Here is a 22096-nt window from a genome sequence, read left to right as displayed (position 1 = left end):
AGGAGCATCATCTATGATCATTGCGATTGCCGCTGTTTCGGGTGGAGGGAAAACGACAGTGGCACGTGCTTTAGCGAGCAAGTTGCCGAATGCGTACGTGCTACACTTCGATGATTACGAGTTAGAAGGACCGAGTGATCTCTGCCAGTGGATAGAAAATGGGGCAAACTATGATGAGTGGAAGGTGGATCCGATCATTCGCGATATAAACATATTACGTGATCGCAAGAAGTGTGACTTCATCATTTTAGATTATCCGTTTTCGTATTTACAAACGCAGATGAGGGACTTGATTGACCTCTCCTTCTATATTGATACGCCACTAGATATCGCGTTTGCAAGGAGAATCATTCGCCAACCGCCAAATTTAATGAGTGAGTTGGTGGATGATTGTACCCACTATTTAAATGTGAGTAGAAAAGCGTACACACATATGAATGATGTCGTAAAGCCGAGCGCAGATGATATGATGAACGGACAATCTGCTGTGGACGAGATTGTTCGTCAAATGGTTGGTGTGATCCATAAACGAAGAAGCACTGAGAGTTGACGAGTCATCTAGTTGGTCACTATTTTACCAAAAAAGTAGTGGCCAACGCATCATTGCATAAACATTACCTTCTTCAGATTTTCCCTTGACAGGACATCAGAAGTGCTCTATATTTGCATTATACAACTAATTAACTGGAGGAGTGAAGATGAGTGAATAACAGATGTGTACAACCAGGACTATCACAAATACGCGATGTGTTGCAAATGTTAGCAAGGAATATGGTCTTTTTAGAAAAGGAAGGCGCATCATGTTGTGGGATCACAAATATTCAAAGTTACTTGCTTGAGCACATTCACAAGTTGAATGGTCCGTCGCTGAATGAGTTAGCAGAACATTTGCGTATGGAAACGAGTACACTAAGCCGGCAAGTACAAGGGCTTGTGACAAAAGGGCTTGTGAAACGTGTGCAGTCTGAGACAGACCGCCGTTATGTGCAATTAACCTTAACGGAGGAGGGAGAAGCGTTTGGTGAGAAAGTAAATGTGCAAATGCAACAATATTTACAACGAATTTTCTCTCACATCCCAGCAGACAAGAAAGAACAAGTGCTAGAGAGTCTTGACATCTTGTTAGAAGCGATGAAGAAAAGCAATTGCTGCTAACAAGCGGCTCTTTTATGGTAATTAGTTGTAAAACGCAATTATTGAACATCGGTAATATGCTATTCCCTTGTGGGAATTAGTTGCAATCACCAATTATTGAAAGGTGGAATTTTATGTGATGGCAAGTCTATGGCACACATTTTACGAGTTAGTGAAAGGGTTATTGGTACTATTTGTTGTTGTATCTTTTGTGATGAATGTGATTCGACCGTATCTGCCATTTGACAAAATCAAGCAAGTGATGTCATCGGGGAGAGGAATGGTAGGGAGTTTTGCAGGGGTTGTGCTTGGGTTCGTGACACCATTTTGTTCTTGTTCAACGATTCCGTTGATGGTGACGTTGCTGAACAGAGGCGTTCCTTTTCAAGCGGTGATGACGTTTTTCTTTACGTCTCCGTTGTTGAATATCTGGGTACTTGGTTTGATGGCACTTGTATATGGTTGGAAAGTTACAGCGATTTATGCTGTTGTGACAGTCGTATTTTCGATCGTGATCGGTTATGTGCTTGATCGACTCAATTTCCAGGAGCAAATAAAAGCCGTCATTGTCGAGGGGCAGGAAGAGGAAGATATGAAGCGTCGTCGTTGCGACTGGGCACATCATTTGAAATTGTCGATCGGTGAGACGTGGAAGCTGATCCGTTCTGTCGGATTGTACATTGTCATTGGCGCGTTTATTGGTGCATTCATTAAAGAAGCGGTACCGACGTCGGTCTTTTCCTTTTTCCAAAATCAAAGTGAGTGGTGGGTGATCCCCGTTGCAGCAGTTTTAGGGATGCCACTATATGTGAGATTATCAACGATATTACCTGTAACGCAAGCACTTTTAGCGGGTGGTTTCCCGTTAGCACCGGTCATGTCATTAATTATCGGCGGCGCAGGTGCGAGTTTACCAGAAGTACTGATGCTAACGAGTATTTTCAAGAAACGACTGATGGTGGCGTATATGATCGCAATCTTTACGATGGCAACGTTTGCCGGTTACTTATTCTTAGGGTTAAACCTGTAAGGGAGGTGAGAACATGGGATTTTTCAGTCTTTTGAAAGGGAAAAAGAGCGAGAACAAGAGCTGCTGTAGCGTGAAAGTAGTGGAAGTGAAAGAGAAAGAAAAGCAATCGTGTTGCACCCCACGTGACCAAAAGTAGGCAATTGGAGAGGGGGCGTCGTTTTTAGCGACGCCCCTTTTTTAGGTAGGTGAATAGACAATTGACCGAGAGAAGATTAACATAAGAAATAATACCTAGGAAAGAGGCACAAACTATATTAGGCCCGTTCTTTCATAAAGGAGTTTAGAGTGATGTATCATCTTTTCATTGTTGAGGACGATGCGCAAATTCGGCGCATTGTCGCAGAGCACTTGCAAAGGTATGGTTACCAAGTGACGCAAGCGATGCGGTATGAAGCGATTAAAGACGAGTTTCTCGAGGTAGAACCGGATCTTGTATTACTCGATATTAACTTGCCATACTTTGATGGCTTTTATTGGTGCCGGCAAATTCGTGCGATTTCGAATGTGCCTGTATTGTTTATTTCCGCGCGGACGGATGAAATGAATCAAGTGATGGCGATTGAACATGGGGGCGATGATTATTTAACAAAGCCGTTTCATCTTGATGTTGTGGTGGCGAAAGTAAAAAGTGCGTTGCGACGCGCATACGGTGAATATGCGCAAGCGCCAAATACTGAATCGGTGCGTGAATTGGAAGGGCTACGTTTTTGGCCGTCTCGCAATGAGTTGCATTTTCAAGGAAAAGTTGTGGCTTTGACGAAGAATGAAGCACGTTTGTTTGCGCGCCTTGCGGATACACCTAACCAAATTGTTAGTAGGGATGATCTACTTGAGGCATTGTGGGATGAAGTACATTTTGTTGATGATAATACATTGTCGGTCAATGTGACACGTGTGCGTAAACGGCTCTCAGAACTAGGCATTACAGACGCGATTCAAACGATACGTGGACAAGGGTATCGTTTGAATATCAATTGGGGGGCATCTTTATGATCCGCGCATTTTTGTTAGATAGACTTGCGGTGATCATTTTATTTATGTTGAATACAGCACTTGCAACGGTTGTGTTTCACTTATTTTTTTCTACGAAGGAATCATCGGTGGAGCGAGGCGTCGTTGCTTATGCGTTTTTATTATGTTTATTTTTGCTCGTGACCTGGCTAATAGTTGAATATGTGAGAAGCCGGCGATATTTGAAGAAGCTGTATGAATATACAAAAGGTGAAGGGCAAGACGGCTTGTTTGAAAATATGCATATGCCAACATATGAAGCACGACTTTGGCAGGAAGGGCAGTGGCAACAGCGTCGTAAGTATGAAGAGAAGCTTGATATGTATATACGTGCACACGAACAGCAGCAGTTGTTTTTCAATCAATGGGTTCACCATATGAAAACCCCTGTCTCAGTGATTTCTTTATTGGTGCAACAAGGAAAAAATGATGGAAATGACACAGTACTTGATGAAATTAGTGATGAGAATGATCGTTTCCGACACGGGCTCGAGTTGCTGTTACATTTAGCACGTTTGGATCATTTTGCGATGGACTTGAAGGCGGAAAAAGTAGATATAATTACGGTGATCAGTAGTATTGTGAATGAAGAGAAGCGCCAATTTATTCGTCGCGGGGTTTTCCCGGAGATTCAAGGTGAACGAGGCGTATATTTTGTTTACAGTGATGAGAAGTGGCTCCGTGTATTATTGCAACAAATTGTGTTTAATGCATTAAAGTATTCACCACAACAAGCAGGCGCAAAGATGACATTCAAGTTAAGGGAAGGAAAAAGTCAAATTTTACTAGATGTAATAGATCAAGGTGTTGGGATTGCAAAACATGATGTGCCGCGCGTGTTTGAGCCATTTTTCACGGGAGAGAATGGACGGAAGTTTCAGGAGTCAACGGGAATGGGGCTTTATTTAGCAAAAACAATTGCGAAAGGACTCGGTCACTCTCTGACACTTACATCGGAGAAGGGTGTTGGCACAACTGTTACCATTGCTTTTTCTTCAAAAACGTTGCATAACATGACAACATTGTAAGATTATCACGCTCCTTTGCAAGATGATTCTATGGGAGGGGATTGTAGCCTTGTTTATAATAAGAACCATCAAATGAAACATAAAGGAGTTTTGATGATGTCTATCTTAACAGTGAATCAACTGTCTAAAACATACTACCCGAAAAAAGATGGCTTAGCATACCGGGCGCTACATGACTTTGATCTTCGTGTTGAAGAAGGTGAGTTTGTTGGGGTCATGGGTCCGTCAGGAAGTGGGAAAACGACACTTTTAAATATGCTTGCGACGATTGACAAGCCGACTTCAGGAGAAATGATTCTGAACGGAAAGAACCCACTTGATTTGTCCCCTAATCAACTTGCATTGTTTCGGAGACGTGAACTAGGGTTTGTATTCCAAGACTTTAATTTACTGGATACATTGAATGTAAGAGAAAACATATTATTGCCACTAGCACTTGACACATTGCCGTTAAAGGAAATGGAAAAAAGGCTCATGCAGCTGGCAGAACAATTGAACATTGTAGATATTCTTGACAAGCGTATTTCAGAAATTTCTGGTGGACAGCAGCAGCGTACCGCTTGTGCGCGAGCGTTTATTCATGAGCCGGCAATGGTGCTTGCCGATGAGCCCACCGGGAATCTGGATTCAAAAGCAGCACGGCAAGTGTTAGACACACTAGCTTCGATGAATGAAGAGCGTGGCGCAACGATCTTGATGGTGACGCATGATCCAACGGCTGCGAGCTTTTGTGATCGGGTTGTCTTTATTAAAGATGGCACGTTTTTCTCGGAGATACGTAAAGGTGAAAAGCGGCAAGTGTTTTACCAAAATATTTTAGATACACTCAGTGTGCTCGGGGGGGACTTCCATGAATCTTCGCACCCTCGCGCGTAGAAATGTGACCGGTCATGCCCAACGGTATGCGGCATACTTCATTAGCTGTGTGTTTGCGGTCACCGTCTTCTTTTTGTATGCACAGTTTATTTATCACCCAGATGTAGCGAATGGTGAGATCCGCGGTGGTAGCAATGTGCGAGCGGGGATGATTGCGGCGCAATGGATGATTGTGCTTTTCTCAGTGTTTTTTATTGCGTACTCGAATCGCGCTTTTTTACAAGTACGGTCGAAGGAATTTGGGTTGTTGTCTCTTTTTGGAATGAGCGGCCGACAATTGCGAAAGTTGATTTATTATGAGCAAACGATCCTTTCACTATTGGCGATTGTCGTTGGATTGCTTTTGGGTACTGTGTTTTCGAAGCTATTTTTGCTGTTTCTCTCTTCCATTTTGGTTGTGGAAAATCCGATCGCCTTTGCGTTTGTTCCAAAGGCATATATCATTACAGTGGTTGCTTTTATCGTATTGTTCCAAGTGCTGACGTTGTTGTCATTTTGGAAAATGCGTGGCCAAGAAGTGACGGATCTTTTAAAAGAAGCGAGAAAGCCGAAATCTATGCCGAAAACGTCAGCCGCATTAACTGTACTTGCACTGCTGTTCCTTGGCGGTGGTTACGGGCTTGCACTCATTACAACGGGACAAACATTAATTTTTACGATGTTCCCAGTGTTAATTTTAGTTGTCATCGGGACCTACTTTTTCTTTACACAAGGAACGGTGGCGCTTTATAAGCGGCTGTATGCGAATAAAAAGGGATTAATGAGTGGGACGCGTTTAATTACAAGAACGAATATTTTATTTCGATTAAAAGATTATGCCCGCATGTTGTTTTTGACGTCTGTCATTGGTGCGGTCGTTTTAACAGCTTCTGGTACAGTGTACATGCTGTTTGATACGATTTTGGAGGATGGCGCTAGGAGCATGCCACAATCGATTTCTTGGATGGAAGAGGATCCGGATACGTATGCAACCATTCATCCGGAAGAAGTAGAAGAGAAACTAACTGCATACGACGCAGAGATTTTATACCAGATCAATGAAACGATGCCGTATGTATCTGCGCAAGGAAGTGCTACTGGTGAGGAAGTGACTTTCTCAGGTTCAGGATTTTTATTGTCAGAAACACAATACAACCAGTTAGCCAAAACGGTTAATGTCAGTGCAGTGCAGGTGGAAGAAGGCGAAGTACTAACAAATGCACATGTGTTGGACTGGGAGGTATTTCCCCCAAAGCTAGACGTCGAGATTGGAGATACAGAGGAGACGTATGATGCCGGGCAGTTGGAAGACGAGCCGCTGCTTTCGTATGCGTCTGTATATGTCCTTGCTGATCATAATTATGATCAAGTCGTCAAAAATAATGAAATTGATATGTGGCGCTACATTGGATATGAGTTGAAAGATTGGCGTGAGCATGCAGAAGTGTCTGAAGCGATTGCGGATATGGTTGACGAAGAGCGTGTGTGGGATGTTTCTTTAAAGCCACTCAATTATGTGATGCTCATGCAAGCATTTTCATTGGTTGTCGCGATTGGTTTGTTTATTAGTTTACTTTTCTTTGTTGTACAAGGGAGTATGCTATATTTGAAGTTATTTACAGAACTTGAAGATATGAAACGCCAACTATTTTCGTTGAATCGACTCGGTATGACGAAGAAAGAAATGAAACGAGTCTTAGACCAACAAATGCGCTTCCTCTTCTTTGTACCAGCTGTTGTCGGGAGTGTTCACGCATCATTTGCCTATGTAATGCTAAGCAATATGATGGGGGTAAATTTAGTGATAAATGCGTTGCTCGTCATCGGCGTGTACATGCTCTTTCAGGTAGGCTACTACTTGATTACACGCGTGTTTTATTTCCGAGCAGTGTTGAAAGATCTTTAATCGAGCGATAGAGGCCTCCTCGTTGTAGGAGGTCTTTACTGATTATAAACGTTACATAACATGACAACATTGTAAGGTTGTGATGCTTGTCTGCAAGATGATTCTATGGGAGAGAATTCTATTGCGGTTTATACTAAGAACCATCAAGTGAAACACAAAGGAGTTTTGAACATGTCTATTTTAACAGTCAATCAATTGTCTAAAACATATTATCCGAAAAAAGATGGCCTAGCGTACCGAGCGCTACATGATTTTGACCTTCGTGTTGAAGAAGGCGAGTTTGTTGGGGTCATGGGTCCGTCAGGAAGTGGGAAAACGACACTTTTGAACATGCTTGCGACGATTGACAAACCCACTGCAGGGGAAATGATTTTGAATGGAAAGAACCCACTTGATTTGTCACCGAATAAGTTAGCCTTGTTTCGCCGGCGTGAGCTCGGGTTTGTCTTCCAAGATTTTAACTTGCTCGATACATTGAATGTAAGAGAAAATATTTTATTGCCACTGGCGCTTGACACATTGTCGTTAAAGGAAATGGAGAAACGGCTCATGCAGCTGGCAAAACAATTAAATATTGTCGACATCCTTGACAAGCGCATTTCAGAAATCTCCGGCGGACAACAACAGCGTACTGCGTGTGCGCGGGCGTTTATTCATGAGCCAGCGATGGTGCTTGCTGATGAACCGACAGGGAATCTTGATTCAAAAGCGGCGCGGCAAGTGCTTGATACATTGTCTTCAATGAATGAAGAGCGCGGCGCAACGATTTTAATGGTGACGCACGATCCGACGGCGGCAAGTTTTTGTGACCGGGTCGTTTTCATTAAAGATGGGACATTTTTCTCAGAAATACGTAAAGGCGACAAGCGCCAAGTGTTTTATCAAAACATTTTAGACACACTCAGTATACTTGGAGGTGATTTCCATGAATCTCCGCACCCTCGCGCGTAGAAATGTGACGGGTCATGCGCAACGTTACGCGGCGTATTTCCTTAGTTGTGTGTTTGCAGTCACCGTTTTCCATATGTACGCACAAGTGATTTATCATCCAGATGTGATGAATGGTTCAATTGGTGATCATATGCGATCTAGCATGGTCGCAGCACAGTGGCTGATTGTCATTTTCTCGGTATTTTTTATTACCTATTCAAATCAAGCTTTTTTACAAGTACGATCGAGAGAGTTTGGTTTGTTGTCTCTGTTTGGGATGAATGGCGGGCAGTTGCGTAAATTGATTTACTTTGAGCAAACGATTCTTTCACTGTTAGCGATTGCTGCTGGGTTGCTCTTTGGTACGTTATTTTCCAAGTTGTTTTTACTCTTTATTTCTTCGGTTTTGGTTGTGGAAAGTCCGCTGTCATTTGCGTTTGTTCCGAAGGCATTCATCATAACGGTTGTTGTATTCATCGTACTGTTCCAAGTGTTGACGTTGCTATCATTTTGGAAAATGCGTGGCAAACAAGTGACGGATCTTTTAAAAGCAGCGCGAAAGCCGAAATCCATGCCGATCACGTCACCGGTATTCACTGTACTAGCAGTACTGCTCCTTGGTGGAGGTTATGGGACTGCGGTCATGACAACAGGGGATACATTGCATTTAACAATATTCCCGGTATTAATTTTAACAGTCATAGGAACGTACTTTTTCTTCACGCAAGGAACGGTCGCACTTTATAAACGGTTTTATGCAAATAAAAGCCAGTTAATGAGAGGTACGCGCTTGATCACAAGGACGAATATTTTATTTCGCTTGAAAGATTATGCGCGGATGCTATTTTTGACCTCTATCATTAGTGCAGTCGTGTTGACGGCGACAGGGACTGTGTATATGATCTTTAACGCGATCATTGAAGACACAAGTAGTATGCCACAGTCCATTTCATGGGTCGAAGAAGATCCAGGGACGTATGCGCTAATTAGCCCGGAAGAGGTAGAAGAGAAATTAAATGTATATGATGCGGAGGTTTTGTATCAAATTAATGAAACGATGCCATATGTATCGTTTCAAGATATAGAAGGTGGGAACGAATTTCCTTACTCTGGCTTTTTATTGTCAGAAACACGTTACAATGAGTTAGCTAAAACCGTTGGCGTGCCTACTGTACAGATAGAACAGGGAAAAGTAGTGACGAATGGGACGTTGGTCTCTAGTGAGAAGTTTCCTACTCAGCTAAACTTGGAAGTTGGCAATAGGGCAGAAACGTATGATGTGCAAGAAACGGATAAGGAGCGTCTATTCTCGTATGCGTCTGTGTACGTGGTCTCTAACCAAGATTATGACCAAATTGTTCAAAATAACGACGTAGACATGCAGCGCTTTATTGGGTATGAATTGAAAAACTGGCGCGATCAAGTAGAAGTGTCTGAAGCTATCGCCGGTACGCTTGATGAAAATGATGCTTGGGCGATTACGTTAAAAGCCTCTGAATATGTGACGATGGTGCGAGACTTCTCATTGACGATCGTCATTGGCATGTTTGTCAGTTTCCTCTTCTTTGTTGTACAAGGGAGCATGTTGTACTTGAAGTTATTTACGGAGCTTGAGGATACAAAGCGCCAACTATTTTCGCTTAAGCGACTGGGGACAACAAAGAAAGAGATGAAACAAGTTTTAGACCAACAAATGCGTTTTCTCTTCTTTGTGCCAGCTATTGTAGGGGCGGTGCATGCATCATTTGCATACGTCATGGTCAATAACTTGTTGCCGATTAATGTTATGAAGGCGTCAATGGTGATTGGGATATACGTGTTACTGCAGGTAGGTTATTATTTGATTACACGTGTGCTCTATTTCCGAGCAGTGTTGAAGGATCTATAGTATAAAATTTAGCGGCAGGCTCCCATTTGCAGGGGGCCTGTTTTTTATATTTGACTCAGGTCGACAATGACTATATAAGCATTGTATGATGGTGCTAAGCAGGAAGGAGTGGGAAAAGTGACGGTACAAGCAGAAACAGACAGGCTGATATTACGCCCATATCGTCTAGGTGACTATGAAAACTGGCATACCCAGGTCGCGCATAGCTTTCCTTCCAACACGAAGCATGACCAAGGAAGACCATCATCAATGGAAACATACACGAAAACCTGGTTTGCACAATGGGTGAGTAATTTCGATACGAAGGCGGGCCGTGATGAGATGTATCATTTAGGTATTTTTCGTAAAGGCGATGGTGTCAACGTTGGGAAGGTAGAGTTGTACACGATTTTACGAATGGACTATCAATGGGCGATGATGGGATATGCGATTCATAATCAATTTTGGCGGCTTGGCTTCGGGGTGGAGAGTGTGATTGCTGCTCGAGAGGTGTTTTTCAAGGAATTACAATTTCATCGCATTGAGTGTCATATTCCACCCGACAACACCCCATCAATTCACCTTGCTGAAAAGGCAGGTTTTCAATTTGAGTGCACGCGCAAGGCGTTTTCCTACGAGGATGGCAGATGGGCAGATTATTTTATTTATTACAGGAATAACGATGTGGAGAAGTAAACTTAGCTTATGGAAAGAAAAGAAGACCGTGCAGTTTTTAAATTGACACGGTCACCTACTTGTGACTACGGGATATACCGCGCCACACAGGCGTGGTGATTGGGTGTGCCCGGCATGTCTAACGGCTAGGCGGTGAAAGTCCGCTACAGGCTTGGCAGTAGGAACTGTTAGCGAAAGGCAAGGGTGTTTGGGGTGACTCAGAATCTGAAGGAAGCCGGACGCAAAATCCCGAGGTGACGAACAGAAACTGGATAAAAGGCTGTTTGAGATGGACGAGTTTGCCACACAAAACAAAGTCCGATACTGCCCAAGTCTTCTGCAGTAAATCCAGCACCTATATGGGAGGAAAGTGGTTAGGCTTACCCGGGGAGGTCTTACAAGGGCCCCTTCAGAGAAGGAGCAATCACGCCAGCGATGGTGTGATGAATTGTAAGAAGTCAGCAGAAGCCATAGTAGCTCTACGGAGTGAAGGGCTGAACAATGATAATCTTGGAAACAGTGGAGGTGTGAGACATCTACAACTACAGACAACATCAAAAGATGGATGCCTGCCCGAGAATAGGATGGAATCTGAAGGTAAGGTAGGATCGTATAGGATGTCTTGCGGTGAACCTGAAGGAAAAGATGGTGTGATTAAACACACTCAAATCATTGAACCGCCGTATACGGATCCGTACGTACGGTGGTGTGAGAGGTCGGGAGCTTCGCTCCCTCCTACTCGATTCCATGAGTGTATGATCGCTTCAACTTTGCCATTTCATAAAAATGCGCAGTGCTCAGTGATGTCAAAACATGTCGAGCAGAATGATTGACAGTATAATAAACGGGTTTTAAACTAGTGGCAGAGGAACTGATAAGAAAATGAATCGATGTTGCGGCTCGTTCATGGATTGTCGGGGATATATTGTCTCGTAGCGCAAGGTGCTAATTGGGTGACGGGGCGAAGCTATGTTTTCAGAAGGCAGAAGGCGCAGTCGTGGGAAATCAGTTAACGGCTCTTTATTAGTTAGAAAATTATGTATTTATCATATGAGGGAGGAATTTTTAATGGGCATTCAATACAAAGGCATTGATCATGTGCAGCTGGCAGCACCAAAGGGGAGTGAAGAGAAGGTGAGAGATTTTTTCGGTCGCATATTAGGGATGGAGGAAATAACAAAGCCAGCAAATTTGGCTAAGCGGGGCGGTGTCTGGTTTTCTTGTGGTCAGCATCAGCTGCATATTGGTGTTCAAGATGACTTTGCGCCAGCAAAGAAAGCACACCCAGCGTTTCATGTCGCGAATTTGGAGGAATTGCGGTCGACACTTACAGCAGCTGGTGTGACTGTAAAGGATGATGAGCCTTTAGAAGGTGCGGAACGTTTTTATATCGATGATCCGTTTGGGAACCGGATCGAGTTTTTATGTCGGATTGAGGGGTGAAAGTGCGATGCTACCACCTAAGAGTATTTTAGATGTATGGCATAAGTTTGATCAGTTTCCGATGGAAACGTTGACGAAAGTATGGTTTTATCATCAAAGTTGTGAAAAAAAACAAAGATCGGTCGCGTTGATGAAAGCGCATCGAGCGCAATACAAAACGTCGGGCAATTGTTACGACTTGTCGCTTTGGTTACTCGATGAATTTCAAAAAGAAGGCATTGAAGCGTATCCAATTGGTGAAAAAGAGCCGGGTCATGCGGCGGTGATCGCGCTTGATGAACATGGAAACCGCTTTTTATGTGACCTCGGTTATCAATGGTTAAAGCCGATTTTAGTTGATCCGAATAGTGAGGACTATACGAATGAAAGTATGACAGGCTTTTTCGCAGGTGCAAAAGTACAAGTGAAACGGAGTGAAGAGGGATTCAACATTTTATATCACCGACCGAATGGAAAAGTCTCGACCCAGTCGCTTTGTAATGAACCAATGTCGATGGATGATTTTTTACAACAGGCAGAGTTGTCTCAACGTACATTGAAACCCTATCCTTTGTGCAAGTGTCGAATTCCTTACAAAGGGGATGCATTTGTGTGGGAATTTTATGATTGGAGTAGTTTTTGGAGTATGGATGAGGGATTGATTGATGACCCATCATGTCCGACAGTGGCAGATTGGGCAGCAAGGATCCATCAGCATACGGGGTATGATCAAAAGATTTTGCGGGAAGTTTTGACGAGGATGGTCGGGATGAGAAAGTGAGGAAAACGCATTATGACAAAAAATGTCCTAGTACTAGGAGGAACGGCTTTTGTTGGACGAGCAGTGTTGCAGGGGCTCGTTGCCCGCGGGTACACGGTTGACTTTGTGACGAGAGGGCAGCGGAAGGTGGATGTCACCGGCTACCGGACGCATCATGTATGTGATCGTAGAGATGCAGAGACATTAAGGAAGTGTATAGCGGGCGTTCATTACGACTACGTTTTTGATATCTCTGCTTACACGCGTCATGATATTGAAGTTGTGTTGCATGTTATAGAGACAAGCAAATTGCAACGTTACGTGTTTCTTAGTTCGGGTGCAGTGTACCTTCCGTCACAGCAATTGTTGCACGAACACTCACTGCGTGGTGCCAATCCGCACTGGGGTCGGTACGGGCTTGATAAGAGAGAAGCCGAGGATGTTTTGTTTGAAAACAAGTACAATGTTCCTGTTACGATTTTTCGCCCTCCGTATATTTACGGCGAAGGAAACGAATTGTATAGAGAATCGTATTTCTTCCAGCAGGTCGAAAAAGGGGAAGCGATCCCTTATCCAGCAACGGACACGCGCGTGCAATTCGTCCATATAGACGATGTCGTTCGCATGATGCTAGCTGCCGTAACGAATGAACAAGCAGAGAATGAGGCGTATCACCTCGCCCATCCGGAAGAAGTCACGTGGGAAAAACTCGTGCGCACTTGCACGCGATGTGCCGGGGAGACGCAGTTATTGCCTGTATCAGTAGAAGAAATGGCGTTATTACAAGTGACGGCAAAACAGTTTTTCCCGTTTCGAGATGTCATGTATAAGATGTGTACCGATAAATTGCGTGAGCATGGTTTGCCGCAGCCACGTATTGGGTTAGAAGAAGGCTTAAGGCGGAGTTACGATTGGTTCACGAGACAAGCGTTCCAGGAGCCGACTATACATGCGATGAATGAGTTAGCGCGTGTGACTGCCTATTGCTTGCAACGGGAGAGAAACATGAGGTAACGAGAGGAGCGGTCATTTGGCAACAGGACATATGTACAATGCGGCGTCAATTGTGTTTACTGCAATTGGCCCGCTTATGTCAAAGTTTGGTGTTATTCACATCTCCCCTGGTAAAGCAGCCCTGGTGAATATGTTGACGGTCATTGTCGCGAGTTTTATATGGGGGCTTATCTCGCGAAATAAAGTCGTCTTTTATGTCGCGAAAGATGTGATGTGGATGGCATTGTTTAATGCGATTGGCGTCATTGCGTTATTTATAAGTATCAGTTTACTCTCGCCGGTCATGATCGGATTTCTTGGGCGGTTGTACACGATTTTTGCAGTGATACTAGCGGTGCTCATCTTAAAGGAGAGGATGACGAAAAAAGAGGTGGTGTTCGTTGCTGTTGCCTTGCTAGGAACATTTTTGTTTGTTGGTGAAGGTGGGGGAGAGTCAGCCTTGCTCATTGGTGTCATCACTGCGATTATATATACGTTCTTTTTTGCGCTCACCAATATATACATTAAGAAGACACAAACAAAAGATAGAAACGCAAATGCAATACTATTCACCAACAATGTGATTGCGTTAGGATTTGTCCTTGTTTATGTACTGTTTACGGATGATTTGAGCACAGGCTTTCGTTGGCAAGGTGCGTTTTTTATTGTCTTATCTTCACTCTTTACGGGCTTTGTAGGGACACTGCTCTTTTTTAAAGCGCTCCAGTACATGCGGTTTTCCATTGCGAATGTGACACGGGCGTTTAGCCCTGTCCTGCTTGCAGTGATCTCATTTCCTTTTTTTCCAATTGCGATCACCGCTCAAAATATCGTTGGAGCGGTCATTTTACTTGGATCAATTGTGCTTTTAGCGATGGAGGATCAGAAAATGGAGAAAAAGAAAGACGAAAAATCCCCAGCTACGTAGTGTGATTTCACTCGTGCTGGGGATGTGTTTATTTACCTCCCGATAAACATTTGTGTCCAGTAATGGCGATAAGAGCCACCTTTCGCATAACCAACGCCAATTTCTGTGTAGTTCGGTGATAAAATATTTTTCTTGTGCCCGGGGCTGTTCATCCAACCTTTAAAAACGTCTTGCGGGGTTACTTGACCAGCTGCAATGTTTTCTCCGGAAGCACGGTAAGAAATGCCGAAGTCCTTGATCATTTTGTGTGGGCTGCCGTAAGTCGGCGACGTGTGATCAAAGTAATTGGCGTCACGCATGTCTTCAGATTTAAAGCGAGCAACACGGGAGAGCTCCCAATTGTTCTTTAGTGGTGCCAGTCCTTGTTTCGCGCGTTCAGCGTTCACAAGACGTACCACTTCCTCTTCAAAGCGTTTATTGGCAGGAGAGGACGGAATCGTAAGTTTTTGACCTGGGTAAATCATATTTGGGTTTTTCACTTGAGGATTTGCTTGGATAATTTCAGTCACACCAACTTGATAGCGGACAGCAATTTTCCACATTGTATCCCCAGCAGCAACCGTATGGGTCGTAGAAGCAGATGCTTCTGTTTGTAAACCTAAGACGAGAGCGACGGACAACAATAGAATGGTAGAAAATCTTGTTATGTATCTCATGCGTAAGATTATAGTGTACGAGAATGAAAAAGTCTAGGGGAACGGATGAGCGATGAGGGAGGAAAATGGTGCACAATGAAGCATATAGCGGCGAGAATGTCTGGTGTGTCTAACGTTGCCGAGATTCAGCAAATAGAAGGCGGCCGTGACGCAGAAGTATTTAAAGTGACCGTGGAAGGTGGACAAGTGTATGCAGTGAAGTTATTGCCCGCTAATCGTGTCCATAAGTGTGAGGATGATTTGCGCATCATGGCGTATGCAGAGGCGCACGGCATCCCCATTCCGAAAGTTCTTTCTTTCACCGCTCGTGATGAGGTGTGTACGGTGATGGAATGGATCGAGGGACGCACGTTATTAGCGGCGCTACAGCAATGCCCTTCCGACGCAGAAAAGCTCGGGTATCAATTTGGTCAGATGCACGCGAACATACATGACATATGTGTGCCGCCACATTTTTTTACCGAAGACACGTGGTTAACAGAGGTTGAGAGAGAGCGATATGCAAGCGGTGATGAACGTGTGTTGCTCCATTTAGACTATCATCCTTTGAATGTGATGATCAGTGGGGGCGAGATTATTGCCGTACTTGATTGGACAAATGCATCGGTAGGGGCACGTTGTTTTGACATTGCGCGGACGAGGTCTATTATGGAAGAAAAAGTCGTCGAATTATCATTGTTGGATGGAGAAGTGAGTAAAAAGTTTCTAGACGGGTACAGGGAAACGATTGGTGAATGGGAAATTCCAGCGGAGGTACAGCGCTGGGCACGGTTGCGATTACATGGTTAGAGAATATTTATAAGAGAGGAGAATTCATATGCTTGTATAGAAAAAGGATACAAAAATTACTGCAACACAACTAGGAGAGGTGTTTGCGCGTTCTGGGATCACTCGCCCAGTAAATGACGAGGAGAGACTACAAAAGATGCTGGATGCCGCATCGCTATGTATCACCGCATGGGATGGCGATCGTCTTGTCGGTGTGGCGCGTTCTTTAACTGACTTTGCGTATTGCTGTTACTTATCCGACTTAGCTGTTGATGTGGATTACCAAAAAGACGGCGTTGGTCGGCAGTTACTTGAGCAAACACGAGAGTCAATTGGTGCAGAATGTAGTTTGATTTTGCTATCTGCACCAGAGGCGATGGGGTATTATCCGAAAGTAGGTTTTGAGCAAGCGGAAAATGCGTTTGTGATGAAGCGGGAGCGGTAAGAGGTTGGAACAAAAATGTTGATAGAAATGGACACCTGGGCTGAGGTGTTCTTTTCATCGTGCAGTGGAAACGATGCTTGCAAGTTCAATACCATCAGTGTACTATATAACTATAACAATGAGTGATTGACCAATGAAGAAGGGAGAATTTTATGCTTTAACATGTAGGAAAGAGATAACGGGAGAGCATATAGAAAATGGGGAGGAGACAAAAATGGCAGACGTTAATCAGAAAGTAGATCATGACGATGGAAGGCTTTCTTGGTTTATTTGGTTAGGTTTATTTGTACTAGTGCAATTTATTTTTGCTATAATTGAACATTTCTCTTGGCCGTTACTAGGCGCGAATAGGTTTGGAGATCAATTAGCTCATTTTATTCAGTTGGAAGAATGGTTCACTCTCCATCAGAGTACAGGTGCAAATTTGGTGACGCTTATTTGGGGCGCACTACTCTTACTAAACGGTATTTCTCGGATTGTTAACAAGACGTAGGATGGTCATATATGGGAAAGGAGATTAGAAAAAATGACAGAAATAAATCATGAGGTAGACTATGATAAAGAAGAAAGACTTCCGTGGATTATTTGGCTAGGTTTATTTATACTCTTGCAAATTGTTTTCATGGTGATGGAATACTTTTCTTGGTCTTTAATAGGCCCGGGTAAAGTAGCGGAGAAGTTGGCTCATTTTATTCGTTTGGGAGAATGGTTTCATGTGTATCAAAGTCTGGCAGCAAACTTGGCGACACTTATTTTAGGTGTGATTCTCTTGATAAATGGTATTTTTCGACTTACTAAGAAAGCGTGGGGAGAATAAGGCTGGGATAAAGCAAAGTACTAGGAGTGATTGTATGAATCCAGAAGGTTTCATATAAAACCGCTGCCGCGGTCCTCCTTTGCCTTCATTGTTTCCTAATTTAAGAGAAAATGATGAAGAACATAGGAGGTTTAACAGATGAATACAAAAAAAGAACGATTTGACGATTTACTTGAACAAGTGGTACAGGCTGATTTTTCTGGCTGGGATTGGTCGTTTGTGACGAATGCGCAACGCATGGTGAGTGATCCCTTACCTTGGAATTATGGCCGCTTCGTACGTGAGGCGCTTCCTCAAGCGCGGGCGTTGCTTGACATGGGCACAGGCGGCGGTGAGTGGCTTGCAAAATTGCAATCAGCGTTCCCGCCGATTGTCTGTGCGACAGAAGGATACGAGCCGAACTTTTCGGTGGCGCGAAAAGAACTTGAGCCGCTCGGCGTCCAAGTGGCGTTTTTTGCGGACGATGCGTCACTTCCATTTGAGGCGGAGGCATTTGACTTGATCATCAATCAGCACGACTCGTATGATCCAACAGAAGTGAAGCGACTCCTCTCGCCTGACGGACGTTTCCTTACGCAACAAGTGGGTGGACGGAATGAGGAGCTACTCAATGAGCGGTTAGGCTTGCCAGGTGATCCATCATATTCTGACTGGCATGTCACAAATGCAGCGCAAGCGCTACGCGACGCAGGCTTTCACATTGAAGCGGCGCGTGAAGCGATGGTGAAAAAGCGCTATACCGATATTGGCGCGGTTGTTTATTATTTGCTCGCTTGTCCGTGGCAAGCACCCGGTTTTGATGTGAAAAAGCACCGCGCACAGTTGTGGCAGATGCACGAGGAAATTGAAGCACGCGGTTTTTTAGAAGTGGAGGAAGAGTACTTTTATATTGAAGCGTGGAAAAGTCCTGCTAAGTGAGGGTGAAAATAAATGATGACACGTCTAATCCCGGTACAGCAACCTGTTCATATGGAGAAGCTGAAGAATCTTGTTTCCTTGTACTTGCATGATTTGTCTGCATACACGTCGGAACTGCAACCAAATGAACAAGGCGCTTTTGAATATGAGGGACTGCATTTATATGAACAAGACGAGCGGTTACATGCTTTTTTGATCAGCCATGATTCGCGTATCGCTGGTTTCGTCATGATCAATAAGCCGCCGTATACAGCGAATGAGGTAGATTATTGTGTGAACGAACTTTTCGTCCTCAATGCTTTTCGGAAAAAAGGGGTCGCGCAGGCTGCAGTAGAGTTAGTGTTTGAGAAATTCCCTGGAAAGTATTTTATTTTGCAAATGGTAGAAAACGTGCGTGCGATTGCTTTTTGGAGAAAGGTATATGAAAGGATTGGAATTCCATACTCGGAAGCGGAAACGTTATATGACGGTGAATTGTGCAATGTGCAGCGCTTTGCAACGAGTAAGTCTTAAATGAATGGGTGTGGACGTCAGATGAATGAAGCAGCTTTGAAAGCACATTTACAGTCGTTGGAAGAAGCACTAATTACCAATGAGGTGCGGAACAATCCTGCTAGGATTAAAGAACTGCTAGCGGAAAGCTTTTTTGAATTTGGCAGTTCTGGGCGTGTCTTTTCTTATGAGGATTGTGTGGACGGCCTTGGTAAAGCAGATATGGAACTGAGTCATTTTGCGATGCGCTTGCTTACAGCGGAGGTGGCGCACGTGACATTTCAGACGTATAACAAAAAAACGCAACAGCAAGCATTACGAAGTTCAATATGGCAAAAGTTTAATGAGGAATGGAAAATGGTGTTTCATCAAGGGACGAAAACATGTGATTAAAAAAGAGGGCGCTGGCCCTCTTTTCTTAACCAATGAAAAGGGGTGGAGTAAATGAAAACGCTTATTTTTGGTGGCGGAGGGCCACCGATCGCACCGGATGCTGTCGCGATATTTACACGGCATTTACCGAAGGATAGCAACATTTTAATTGCTAGTTTAGAGCGGGAAGGTTGGCAAGCGTACATGCCGAAGTACACGTCAGGACTCATGGAAGCGGGTTACGACAACATTGATTTCTTTGCCGTTTCTGGCCCGGACGATAGTGAGGCACTCACGCAAGCCATCAAACAAGCAGATGCGCTCATCATTGGCGGTGGTGATACCGTGAAATATCAGCAATATTTTGCGGCGGATGCCCGTGTGGCGCGGCAAATCAAGACAATGTATGAAGCAGGAAAACCGATAATGGGCTTCTCAGCTGGCGCGCTCATTTCACCAGCGTGCTGTATCATCTCACCAAACGACAATGAGGCACAATCATTGCTGATTAAGGAAGGAATCGGTCTGTTGCAAGACGTGGCGATCAGTGTTCATTACACAGCGTGGCAAGATCGAGACAACTTGTCGGCTGGGATGCGGCAAACGAATATTACCCGCGGATTTGGCATTGACGATGATGCGTATTTATTAAAAGTAGGGGACGAATATTCGTGTATTGGTAGTGTGTATGTGCATACAGAGAGGGAAGGGCGGATTGAGGTGCAGTCAATGCACGTAAAGTGATTGCAGTGAGATATAACAAGGAGGTTTCCACATGAAACACAACTTCGATCAACTTGAAAATCGCTTCACCTATGCAGAGAGAAAAGGACACCAATCATGGTTAGACTTTGTTCGTGAACATGTCGGCATTGAAGGAAAAACGGTTGCTGATATCGGCTGCGGTGGTGGTATTTATACAACGCTTTTTGCAGAGAATGGCGCCAAACATGTGACCGGTGTAGATCAATCAGAAAAAATGTTAACGGCTGCCCGCGAAAAAAATAGCGGTGGCAACATTGATTATGTGCACGCACCTTCAGATGATTTATCCGTGTTACAACGAGGAACGATTGATGTCTTGTTGGCGCGGGCGCTTATTCATCATTTGGATACGTTACGCCCGACGTTTGAAGCATTTCACCGTACTTTACGTGCGGAAAACGGGGTTGCGATCATTCAAGACCGCACGCCGGCAGACTATTTTCTCCCGGGATCACCAACGCACTTGCGCGGCTATTTATTTGAGAAATTCCCGTTCTTGCGAGAAGTAGAGGAAAAAAGACGGTTCACAGATGAACAAGTACAGCATGCGTTAAAAGAAGCCGGTTTCACCGAAGTAAGCGCTCATCACCTTTGGGAAGTGCGCGATATGTATGCGGATGTAGAAGAGTTACGGCATGATTTACGCACACGGCGTGGGCGTTCGATTTTACATCAATTAGATGACGTACAAATAGAAGCATTGATTGCGCATGTGGAAAAAAGTATCGGTGATATGACAGAAGAAATCATTGAAAAAGATCGGTGGACGATCTGGATTGCGCGTGTGTAAGGGGGCAAACATGAGTCAAACATCGAATGATGCGATTGTGGCACAAGTGAAGCAAGAAACAGGAGCGCAGTCTGTACAGGCGCTTCAAAAAGGGTTTTCTACTCACGACAAGTATGTATTAGACGAGCGCTTATTACTACGGATTTTTCCGATTGAGGAACAGGAAGCACGGCGAAAGGAGTTTGAAACGCTCAAGCAATTAGATGTGTATAGTAGTGATGTTCCGACGGCATACAAGTTTCAAACTTGTCCTGAAGTAGTGAGGGCGTATATGTTACTTTCGTATATACCTGGTGTGGACGGGGAAGAAGTGTTACCAACGTTAAGTAAAGATGCCCAGTATCACGTTGGCTATGAAGCGGGGCAAATGCTGGTGCAGCTGCACGAGTGTCCTGCACCAGCGGATGTGTCACCGTGGTATGAGCATAAGAAAAACAAGAGCGATCGCTATATAGATGCATTTGAAGAGATGTCATTTGAGCGCACATTTAAAGAGACGTTGGTGCGCGCGATTCGGGAGAGAGAAACATTGATGAAAGGACGTCCGAACCGTTTTCAACACGATGATGTTTATCCAGGGAATATCATCATTCATCAAGGGCGGTTTGCAGGTTTGATTGATTTTGGGCAATATGATTGGGGCGATCCACTGCACGACTTGTGTAAACTTGGCTTCTTTTCAAAAGCGGTGAGTACGCCGTTTACAACTGGTGTGATTGATGGGTACCACGGTGGAAAAACACCAACGGATCATTTTTGGTCATTATATGCGCTGTACAGTGCGATGCATGCCGTATCAGCAGTGGTATGGATTACCCGAAATGATCGCTCATCAGAAGACGAAGAAATGTTTGCGGCGTATGCGAGGGAAGTTGTCGCCGATCATGACGACTTCCGTAGCGACAAGCCGAAGTGGTATGGATGATGAAGAGGCTCGTCGTGCTGACAGTAGGAAAGACGCATAGCGGGAAAACGACCTTTGCTCGCGCATTAGAAAAAGAGCTGAACAATGCTTGCGTGGTTGACCAAGACAACCACGCTGCATTTTTAAATACGTTTTACGAAAAATTACTCCCCAAACACGGCCCTAACACATTGAAACATGCGCTTTCGCAGCTTATTGTTGATTATGCGAAAGAACATAGCGATTGTCACTTCATTGTTTGTAACGCCAATCGCAGTAAGAAAGGTCGCGCATATTTGCTAGAAGAAGTGTTCCCACGAAAACAGTTTGTCCGCATCCTCGTTCATTTTGATCTTGCAGATAAGGTGTTACTGGAGCGAGTGCGCGAAAGCAACCGCAGTACGAACATATTTAGAGGGTCATATGCGAATTTCGAGGAAGTGCTCGTGCGACAACTGAATGAATCTGAGCAACAAGATATCACAGACCCTACCAAAGAAGAAGCAGACCATTTGTTTGTCATCAAAGACAGCGGGGATGTAGACGTTGTGATGAAGGAAATTGTCCGTTTGGCTGAAGGTTTAGGTGAATCTGATGATCAGTCATAAAAGTCATGGTTTTCAATTTCTC

Annotated in this window: 26 protein-coding genes; 25 read left to right on the top strand and 1 reads right to left on the bottom strand. The window is 44.2% G+C overall.

Annotated features, from left to right (window positions below):
* Positions 1-13 precede the first annotated feature (13 nt).
* The 14 genes from BLT29_RS11835 to BLT29_RS11765 all read left to right on the top strand — a co-directional run bounded on the left by BLT29_RS11835 (position 14) and on the right by BLT29_RS11765 (position 14539).
* Positions 14-550: a nucleoside/nucleotide kinase family protein gene (locus tag BLT29_RS11835; protein ID WP_090776530.1), complete on the top strand. Its 537-nt coding sequence runs from the start codon at positions 14-16 to the stop codon at positions 548-550.
* A gap of 152 nt (positions 551-702) precedes the next feature.
* Positions 703-1155, top strand: coding sequence for a MarR family winged helix-turn-helix transcriptional regulator (locus tag BLT29_RS11830; RefSeq protein WP_245701260.1), 453 nt, complete (start codon positions 703-705; stop codon positions 1153-1155).
* Positions 1156-1273: 118 nt separating this feature from the next.
* Positions 1274-2164 (top strand): permease, encoded by an 891-nt coding sequence (locus tag BLT29_RS11825; protein WP_176763917.1) that lies wholly within the window; start codon positions 1274-1276, stop codon positions 2162-2164.
* A 288-nt stretch (positions 2165-2452) separates the two neighbouring features.
* Positions 2453-3157 (top strand): response regulator transcription factor, encoded by a 705-nt coding sequence (locus BLT29_RS11820; protein ID WP_090776528.1) that lies wholly within the window; start codon positions 2453-2455, stop codon positions 3155-3157.
* Positions 3154-4203, top strand: a complete 1050-nt coding sequence (locus BLT29_RS11815; protein WP_090776527.1) for a sensor histidine kinase — start codon at positions 3154-3156, stop codon at positions 4201-4203. Before BLT29_RS11820 ends, BLT29_RS11815 begins: the two co-directional genes overlap by 4 nt.
* Before the next feature lie 96 nt (positions 4204-4299).
* On the top strand, positions 4300-5079 hold the full coding sequence (locus BLT29_RS11810) for an ABC transporter ATP-binding protein (protein ID WP_090776526.1): 780 nt from the start codon (positions 4300-4302) through the stop codon (positions 5077-5079).
* The gene (locus tag BLT29_RS11805) at positions 5054-6964 is read left to right on the top strand and encodes an ABC transporter permease (protein ID WP_090776525.1); all 1911 of its coding nucleotides are present in this window, start codon (positions 5054-5056) and stop codon (positions 6962-6964) included. The genes BLT29_RS11810 and BLT29_RS11805 overlap by 26 nt, the downstream gene beginning before the upstream one ends.
* 171 nt (positions 6965-7135) lie before the next feature.
* Positions 7136-7915 (top strand): ABC transporter ATP-binding protein, encoded by a 780-nt coding sequence (locus BLT29_RS11800; protein ID WP_090776524.1) that lies wholly within the window; start codon positions 7136-7138, stop codon positions 7913-7915.
* The gene (locus BLT29_RS11795) at positions 7890-9782 is read left to right on the top strand and encodes an ABC transporter permease (protein ID WP_090776523.1); all 1893 of its coding nucleotides are present in this window, start codon (positions 7890-7892) and stop codon (positions 9780-9782) included. Before BLT29_RS11800 ends, BLT29_RS11795 begins: the two co-directional genes overlap by 26 nt.
* A 117-nt stretch (positions 9783-9899) precedes the next feature.
* Positions 9900-10457, top strand: coding sequence for a GNAT family N-acetyltransferase (locus BLT29_RS11790; protein ID WP_437182648.1), 558 nt, complete (start codon positions 9900-9902; stop codon positions 10455-10457).
* 1047 nt (positions 10458-11504) lie between these two features.
* On the top strand, positions 11505-11879 hold the full coding sequence (locus tag BLT29_RS11780) for a VOC family protein (RefSeq protein WP_090776520.1): 375 nt from the start codon (positions 11505-11507) through the stop codon (positions 11877-11879).
* 7 nt (positions 11880-11886) lie between these two features.
* Entirely contained in the window at positions 11887-12639 is a 753-nt protein-coding gene (locus BLT29_RS11775; RefSeq protein ID WP_090776519.1) for a hypothetical protein, read from the top strand.
* 12 nt (positions 12640-12651) lie between these two features.
* On the top strand, positions 12652-13632 hold the full coding sequence (locus BLT29_RS11770; RefSeq protein ID WP_090776518.1) for an NAD-dependent epimerase/dehydratase family protein: 981 nt from the start codon (positions 12652-12654) through the stop codon (positions 13630-13632).
* A 16-nt stretch (positions 13633-13648) separates the two neighbouring features.
* Positions 13649-14539: a DMT family transporter gene (locus tag BLT29_RS11765; protein WP_245701258.1), complete on the top strand. Its 891-nt coding sequence runs from the start codon at positions 13649-13651 to the stop codon at positions 14537-14539.
* Between the two features lie 32 nt (positions 14540-14571).
* Here the strand turns inward: BLT29_RS11765 and safA are convergent, their stop codons facing one another.
* Positions 14572-15195 carry a SafA/ExsA family spore coat assembly protein gene (gene safA / locus BLT29_RS11760; RefSeq protein ID WP_090776517.1) on the bottom strand — a complete coding sequence of 208 codons (624 nt, stop codon included), beginning with the start codon at positions 15193-15195 and terminating at the stop codon, positions 14572-14574.
* 75 nt (positions 15196-15270) lie between these two features.
* Between safA and BLT29_RS11755 the strand changes: the two genes are divergently transcribed.
* The 11 genes from BLT29_RS11755 (at position 15271) to BLT29_RS11705 (ending at position 22074) form a co-directional block, all read left to right on the top strand.
* The gene (locus BLT29_RS11755; protein WP_176763915.1) at positions 15271-15984 is read left to right on the top strand and encodes a phosphotransferase family protein; all 714 of its coding nucleotides are present in this window, start codon (positions 15271-15273) and stop codon (positions 15982-15984) included.
* A 79-nt stretch (positions 15985-16063) separates the two neighbouring features.
* The gene (locus BLT29_RS11750; RefSeq protein ID WP_245701257.1) at positions 16064-16408 is read left to right on the top strand and encodes a GNAT family N-acetyltransferase; all 345 of its coding nucleotides are present in this window, start codon (positions 16064-16066) and stop codon (positions 16406-16408) included.
* A 214-nt stretch (positions 16409-16622) separates the two neighbouring features.
* Complete coding sequence (locus tag BLT29_RS11745) at positions 16623-16901, top strand: YfzA family protein (protein WP_176763914.1); 279 nt, start codon at positions 16623-16625, stop codon at positions 16899-16901.
* Between the two features lie 33 nt (positions 16902-16934).
* The gene (locus BLT29_RS11740) at positions 16935-17225 is read left to right on the top strand and encodes a YfzA family protein (protein ID WP_090776513.1); all 291 of its coding nucleotides are present in this window, start codon (positions 16935-16937) and stop codon (positions 17223-17225) included.
* Between the two features lie 138 nt (positions 17226-17363).
* Positions 17364-18143 (top strand): class I SAM-dependent methyltransferase, encoded by a 780-nt coding sequence (locus tag BLT29_RS11735; protein WP_090776512.1) that lies wholly within the window; start codon positions 17364-17366, stop codon positions 18141-18143.
* Between the two features lie 12 nt (positions 18144-18155).
* Entirely contained in the window at positions 18156-18656 is a 501-nt protein-coding gene (locus BLT29_RS11730; protein ID WP_090776511.1) for a GNAT family N-acetyltransferase, read from the top strand.
* A 21-nt stretch (positions 18657-18677) separates the two neighbouring features.
* A complete protein-coding gene (locus BLT29_RS11725; protein ID WP_176763913.1) occupies positions 18678-19028 on the top strand; it encodes a nuclear transport factor 2 family protein in 351 nt (116 codons plus the stop codon).
* A 51-nt stretch (positions 19029-19079) separates the two neighbouring features.
* Positions 19080-19751 (top strand): Type 1 glutamine amidotransferase-like domain-containing protein, encoded by a 672-nt coding sequence (locus BLT29_RS11720; RefSeq protein WP_090776509.1) that lies wholly within the window; start codon positions 19080-19082, stop codon positions 19749-19751.
* 31 nt (positions 19752-19782) lie between these two features.
* Positions 19783-20562 carry a class I SAM-dependent methyltransferase gene (locus BLT29_RS11715; RefSeq protein WP_090776508.1) on the top strand — a complete coding sequence of 260 codons (780 nt, stop codon included), beginning with the start codon at positions 19783-19785 and terminating at the stop codon, positions 20560-20562.
* 10 nt (positions 20563-20572) lie between these two features.
* Positions 20573-21487, top strand: a complete 915-nt coding sequence (locus BLT29_RS11710) for a phosphotransferase family protein (RefSeq protein WP_090776507.1) — start codon at positions 20573-20575, stop codon at positions 21485-21487.
* Positions 21487-22074, top strand: a complete 588-nt coding sequence (locus BLT29_RS11705; protein WP_090776506.1) for an AAA family ATPase — start codon at positions 21487-21489, stop codon at positions 22072-22074. Before BLT29_RS11710 ends, BLT29_RS11705 begins: the two co-directional genes overlap by 1 nt.
* The last annotated feature ends 22 nt before the right edge of the window (positions 22075-22096 follow it).

This window comes from Shouchella lonarensis (assembly GCF_900096965.1).
Classification (GTDB): Bacteria; Bacillota; Bacilli; order Bacillales; family Bacillaceae_D; genus Shouchella; species Shouchella lonarensis.
This window is presented reverse-complemented; position numbering and strand designations above follow the sequence as displayed.

Bases quoted from the DNA above. Each gene is read 5' to 3' on its own strand.
- BLT29_RS11740 (WP_090776513.1), top strand. From the start codon at position 16,935: ATGACAGAAATAAATCATGAGGTAGACTATGATAAAGAAGAAAGACTT.
- BLT29_RS11820 (WP_090776528.1), top strand. From the start codon at position 2,453: ATGTATCATCTTTTCATTGTTGAGGACGATGCGCAAATTCGGCGCATT.
- BLT29_RS11725 (WP_176763913.1), top strand. From the start codon at position 18,678: ATGAATGAAGCAGCTTTGAAAGCACATTTACAGTCGTTGGAAGAAGCA.
- BLT29_RS11755 (WP_176763915.1), top strand. From the start codon at position 15,271: ATGAAGCATATAGCGGCGAGAATGTCTGGTGTGTCTAACGTTGCCGAG.
- safA (WP_090776517.1), bottom strand. From the start codon at position 15,195: ATGAGATACATAACAAGATTTTCTACCATTCTATTGTTGTCCGTCGCT.
- BLT29_RS11710 (WP_090776507.1), top strand. From the start codon at position 20,573: ATGAGTCAAACATCGAATGATGCGATTGTGGCACAAGTGAAGCAAGAA.
- BLT29_RS11825 (WP_176763917.1), top strand. From the start codon at position 1,274: ATGGCAAGTCTATGGCACACATTTTACGAGTTAGTGAAAGGGTTATTG.
- BLT29_RS11720 (WP_090776509.1), top strand. From the start codon at position 19,080: ATGAAAACGCTTATTTTTGGTGGCGGAGGGCCACCGATCGCACCGGAT.
- BLT29_RS11770 (WP_090776518.1), top strand. From the start codon at position 12,652: ATGACAAAAAATGTCCTAGTACTAGGAGGAACGGCTTTTGTTGGACGA.
- BLT29_RS11715 (WP_090776508.1), top strand. From the start codon at position 19,783: ATGAAACACAACTTCGATCAACTTGAAAATCGCTTCACCTATGCAGAG.
- BLT29_RS11730 (WP_090776511.1), top strand. From the start codon at position 18,156: ATGATGACACGTCTAATCCCGGTACAGCAACCTGTTCATATGGAGAAG.
- BLT29_RS11745 (WP_176763914.1), top strand. From the start codon at position 16,623: ATGGCAGACGTTAATCAGAAAGTAGATCATGACGATGGAAGGCTTTCT.
- BLT29_RS11800 (WP_090776524.1), top strand. From the start codon at position 7,136: ATGTCTATTTTAACAGTCAATCAATTGTCTAAAACATATTATCCGAAA.
- BLT29_RS11835 (WP_090776530.1), top strand. From the start codon at position 14: ATGATCATTGCGATTGCCGCTGTTTCGGGTGGAGGGAAAACGACAGTG.
- BLT29_RS11805 (WP_090776525.1), top strand. From the start codon at position 5,054: ATGAATCTTCGCACCCTCGCGCGTAGAAATGTGACCGGTCATGCCCAA.
- BLT29_RS11775 (WP_090776519.1), top strand. From the start codon at position 11,887: ATGCTACCACCTAAGAGTATTTTAGATGTATGGCATAAGTTTGATCAG.
- BLT29_RS11810 (WP_090776526.1), top strand. From the start codon at position 4,300: ATGTCTATCTTAACAGTGAATCAACTGTCTAAAACATACTACCCGAAA.
- BLT29_RS11780 (WP_090776520.1), top strand. From the start codon at position 11,505: ATGGGCATTCAATACAAAGGCATTGATCATGTGCAGCTGGCAGCACCA.
- BLT29_RS11795 (WP_090776523.1), top strand. From the start codon at position 7,890: ATGAATCTCCGCACCCTCGCGCGTAGAAATGTGACGGGTCATGCGCAA.
- BLT29_RS11815 (WP_090776527.1), top strand. From the start codon at position 3,154: ATGATCCGCGCATTTTTGTTAGATAGACTTGCGGTGATCATTTTATTT.
- BLT29_RS11705 (WP_090776506.1), top strand. From the start codon at position 21,487: ATGAAGAGGCTCGTCGTGCTGACAGTAGGAAAGACGCATAGCGGGAAA.
- BLT29_RS11735 (WP_090776512.1), top strand. From the start codon at position 17,364: ATGAATACAAAAAAAGAACGATTTGACGATTTACTTGAACAAGTGGTA.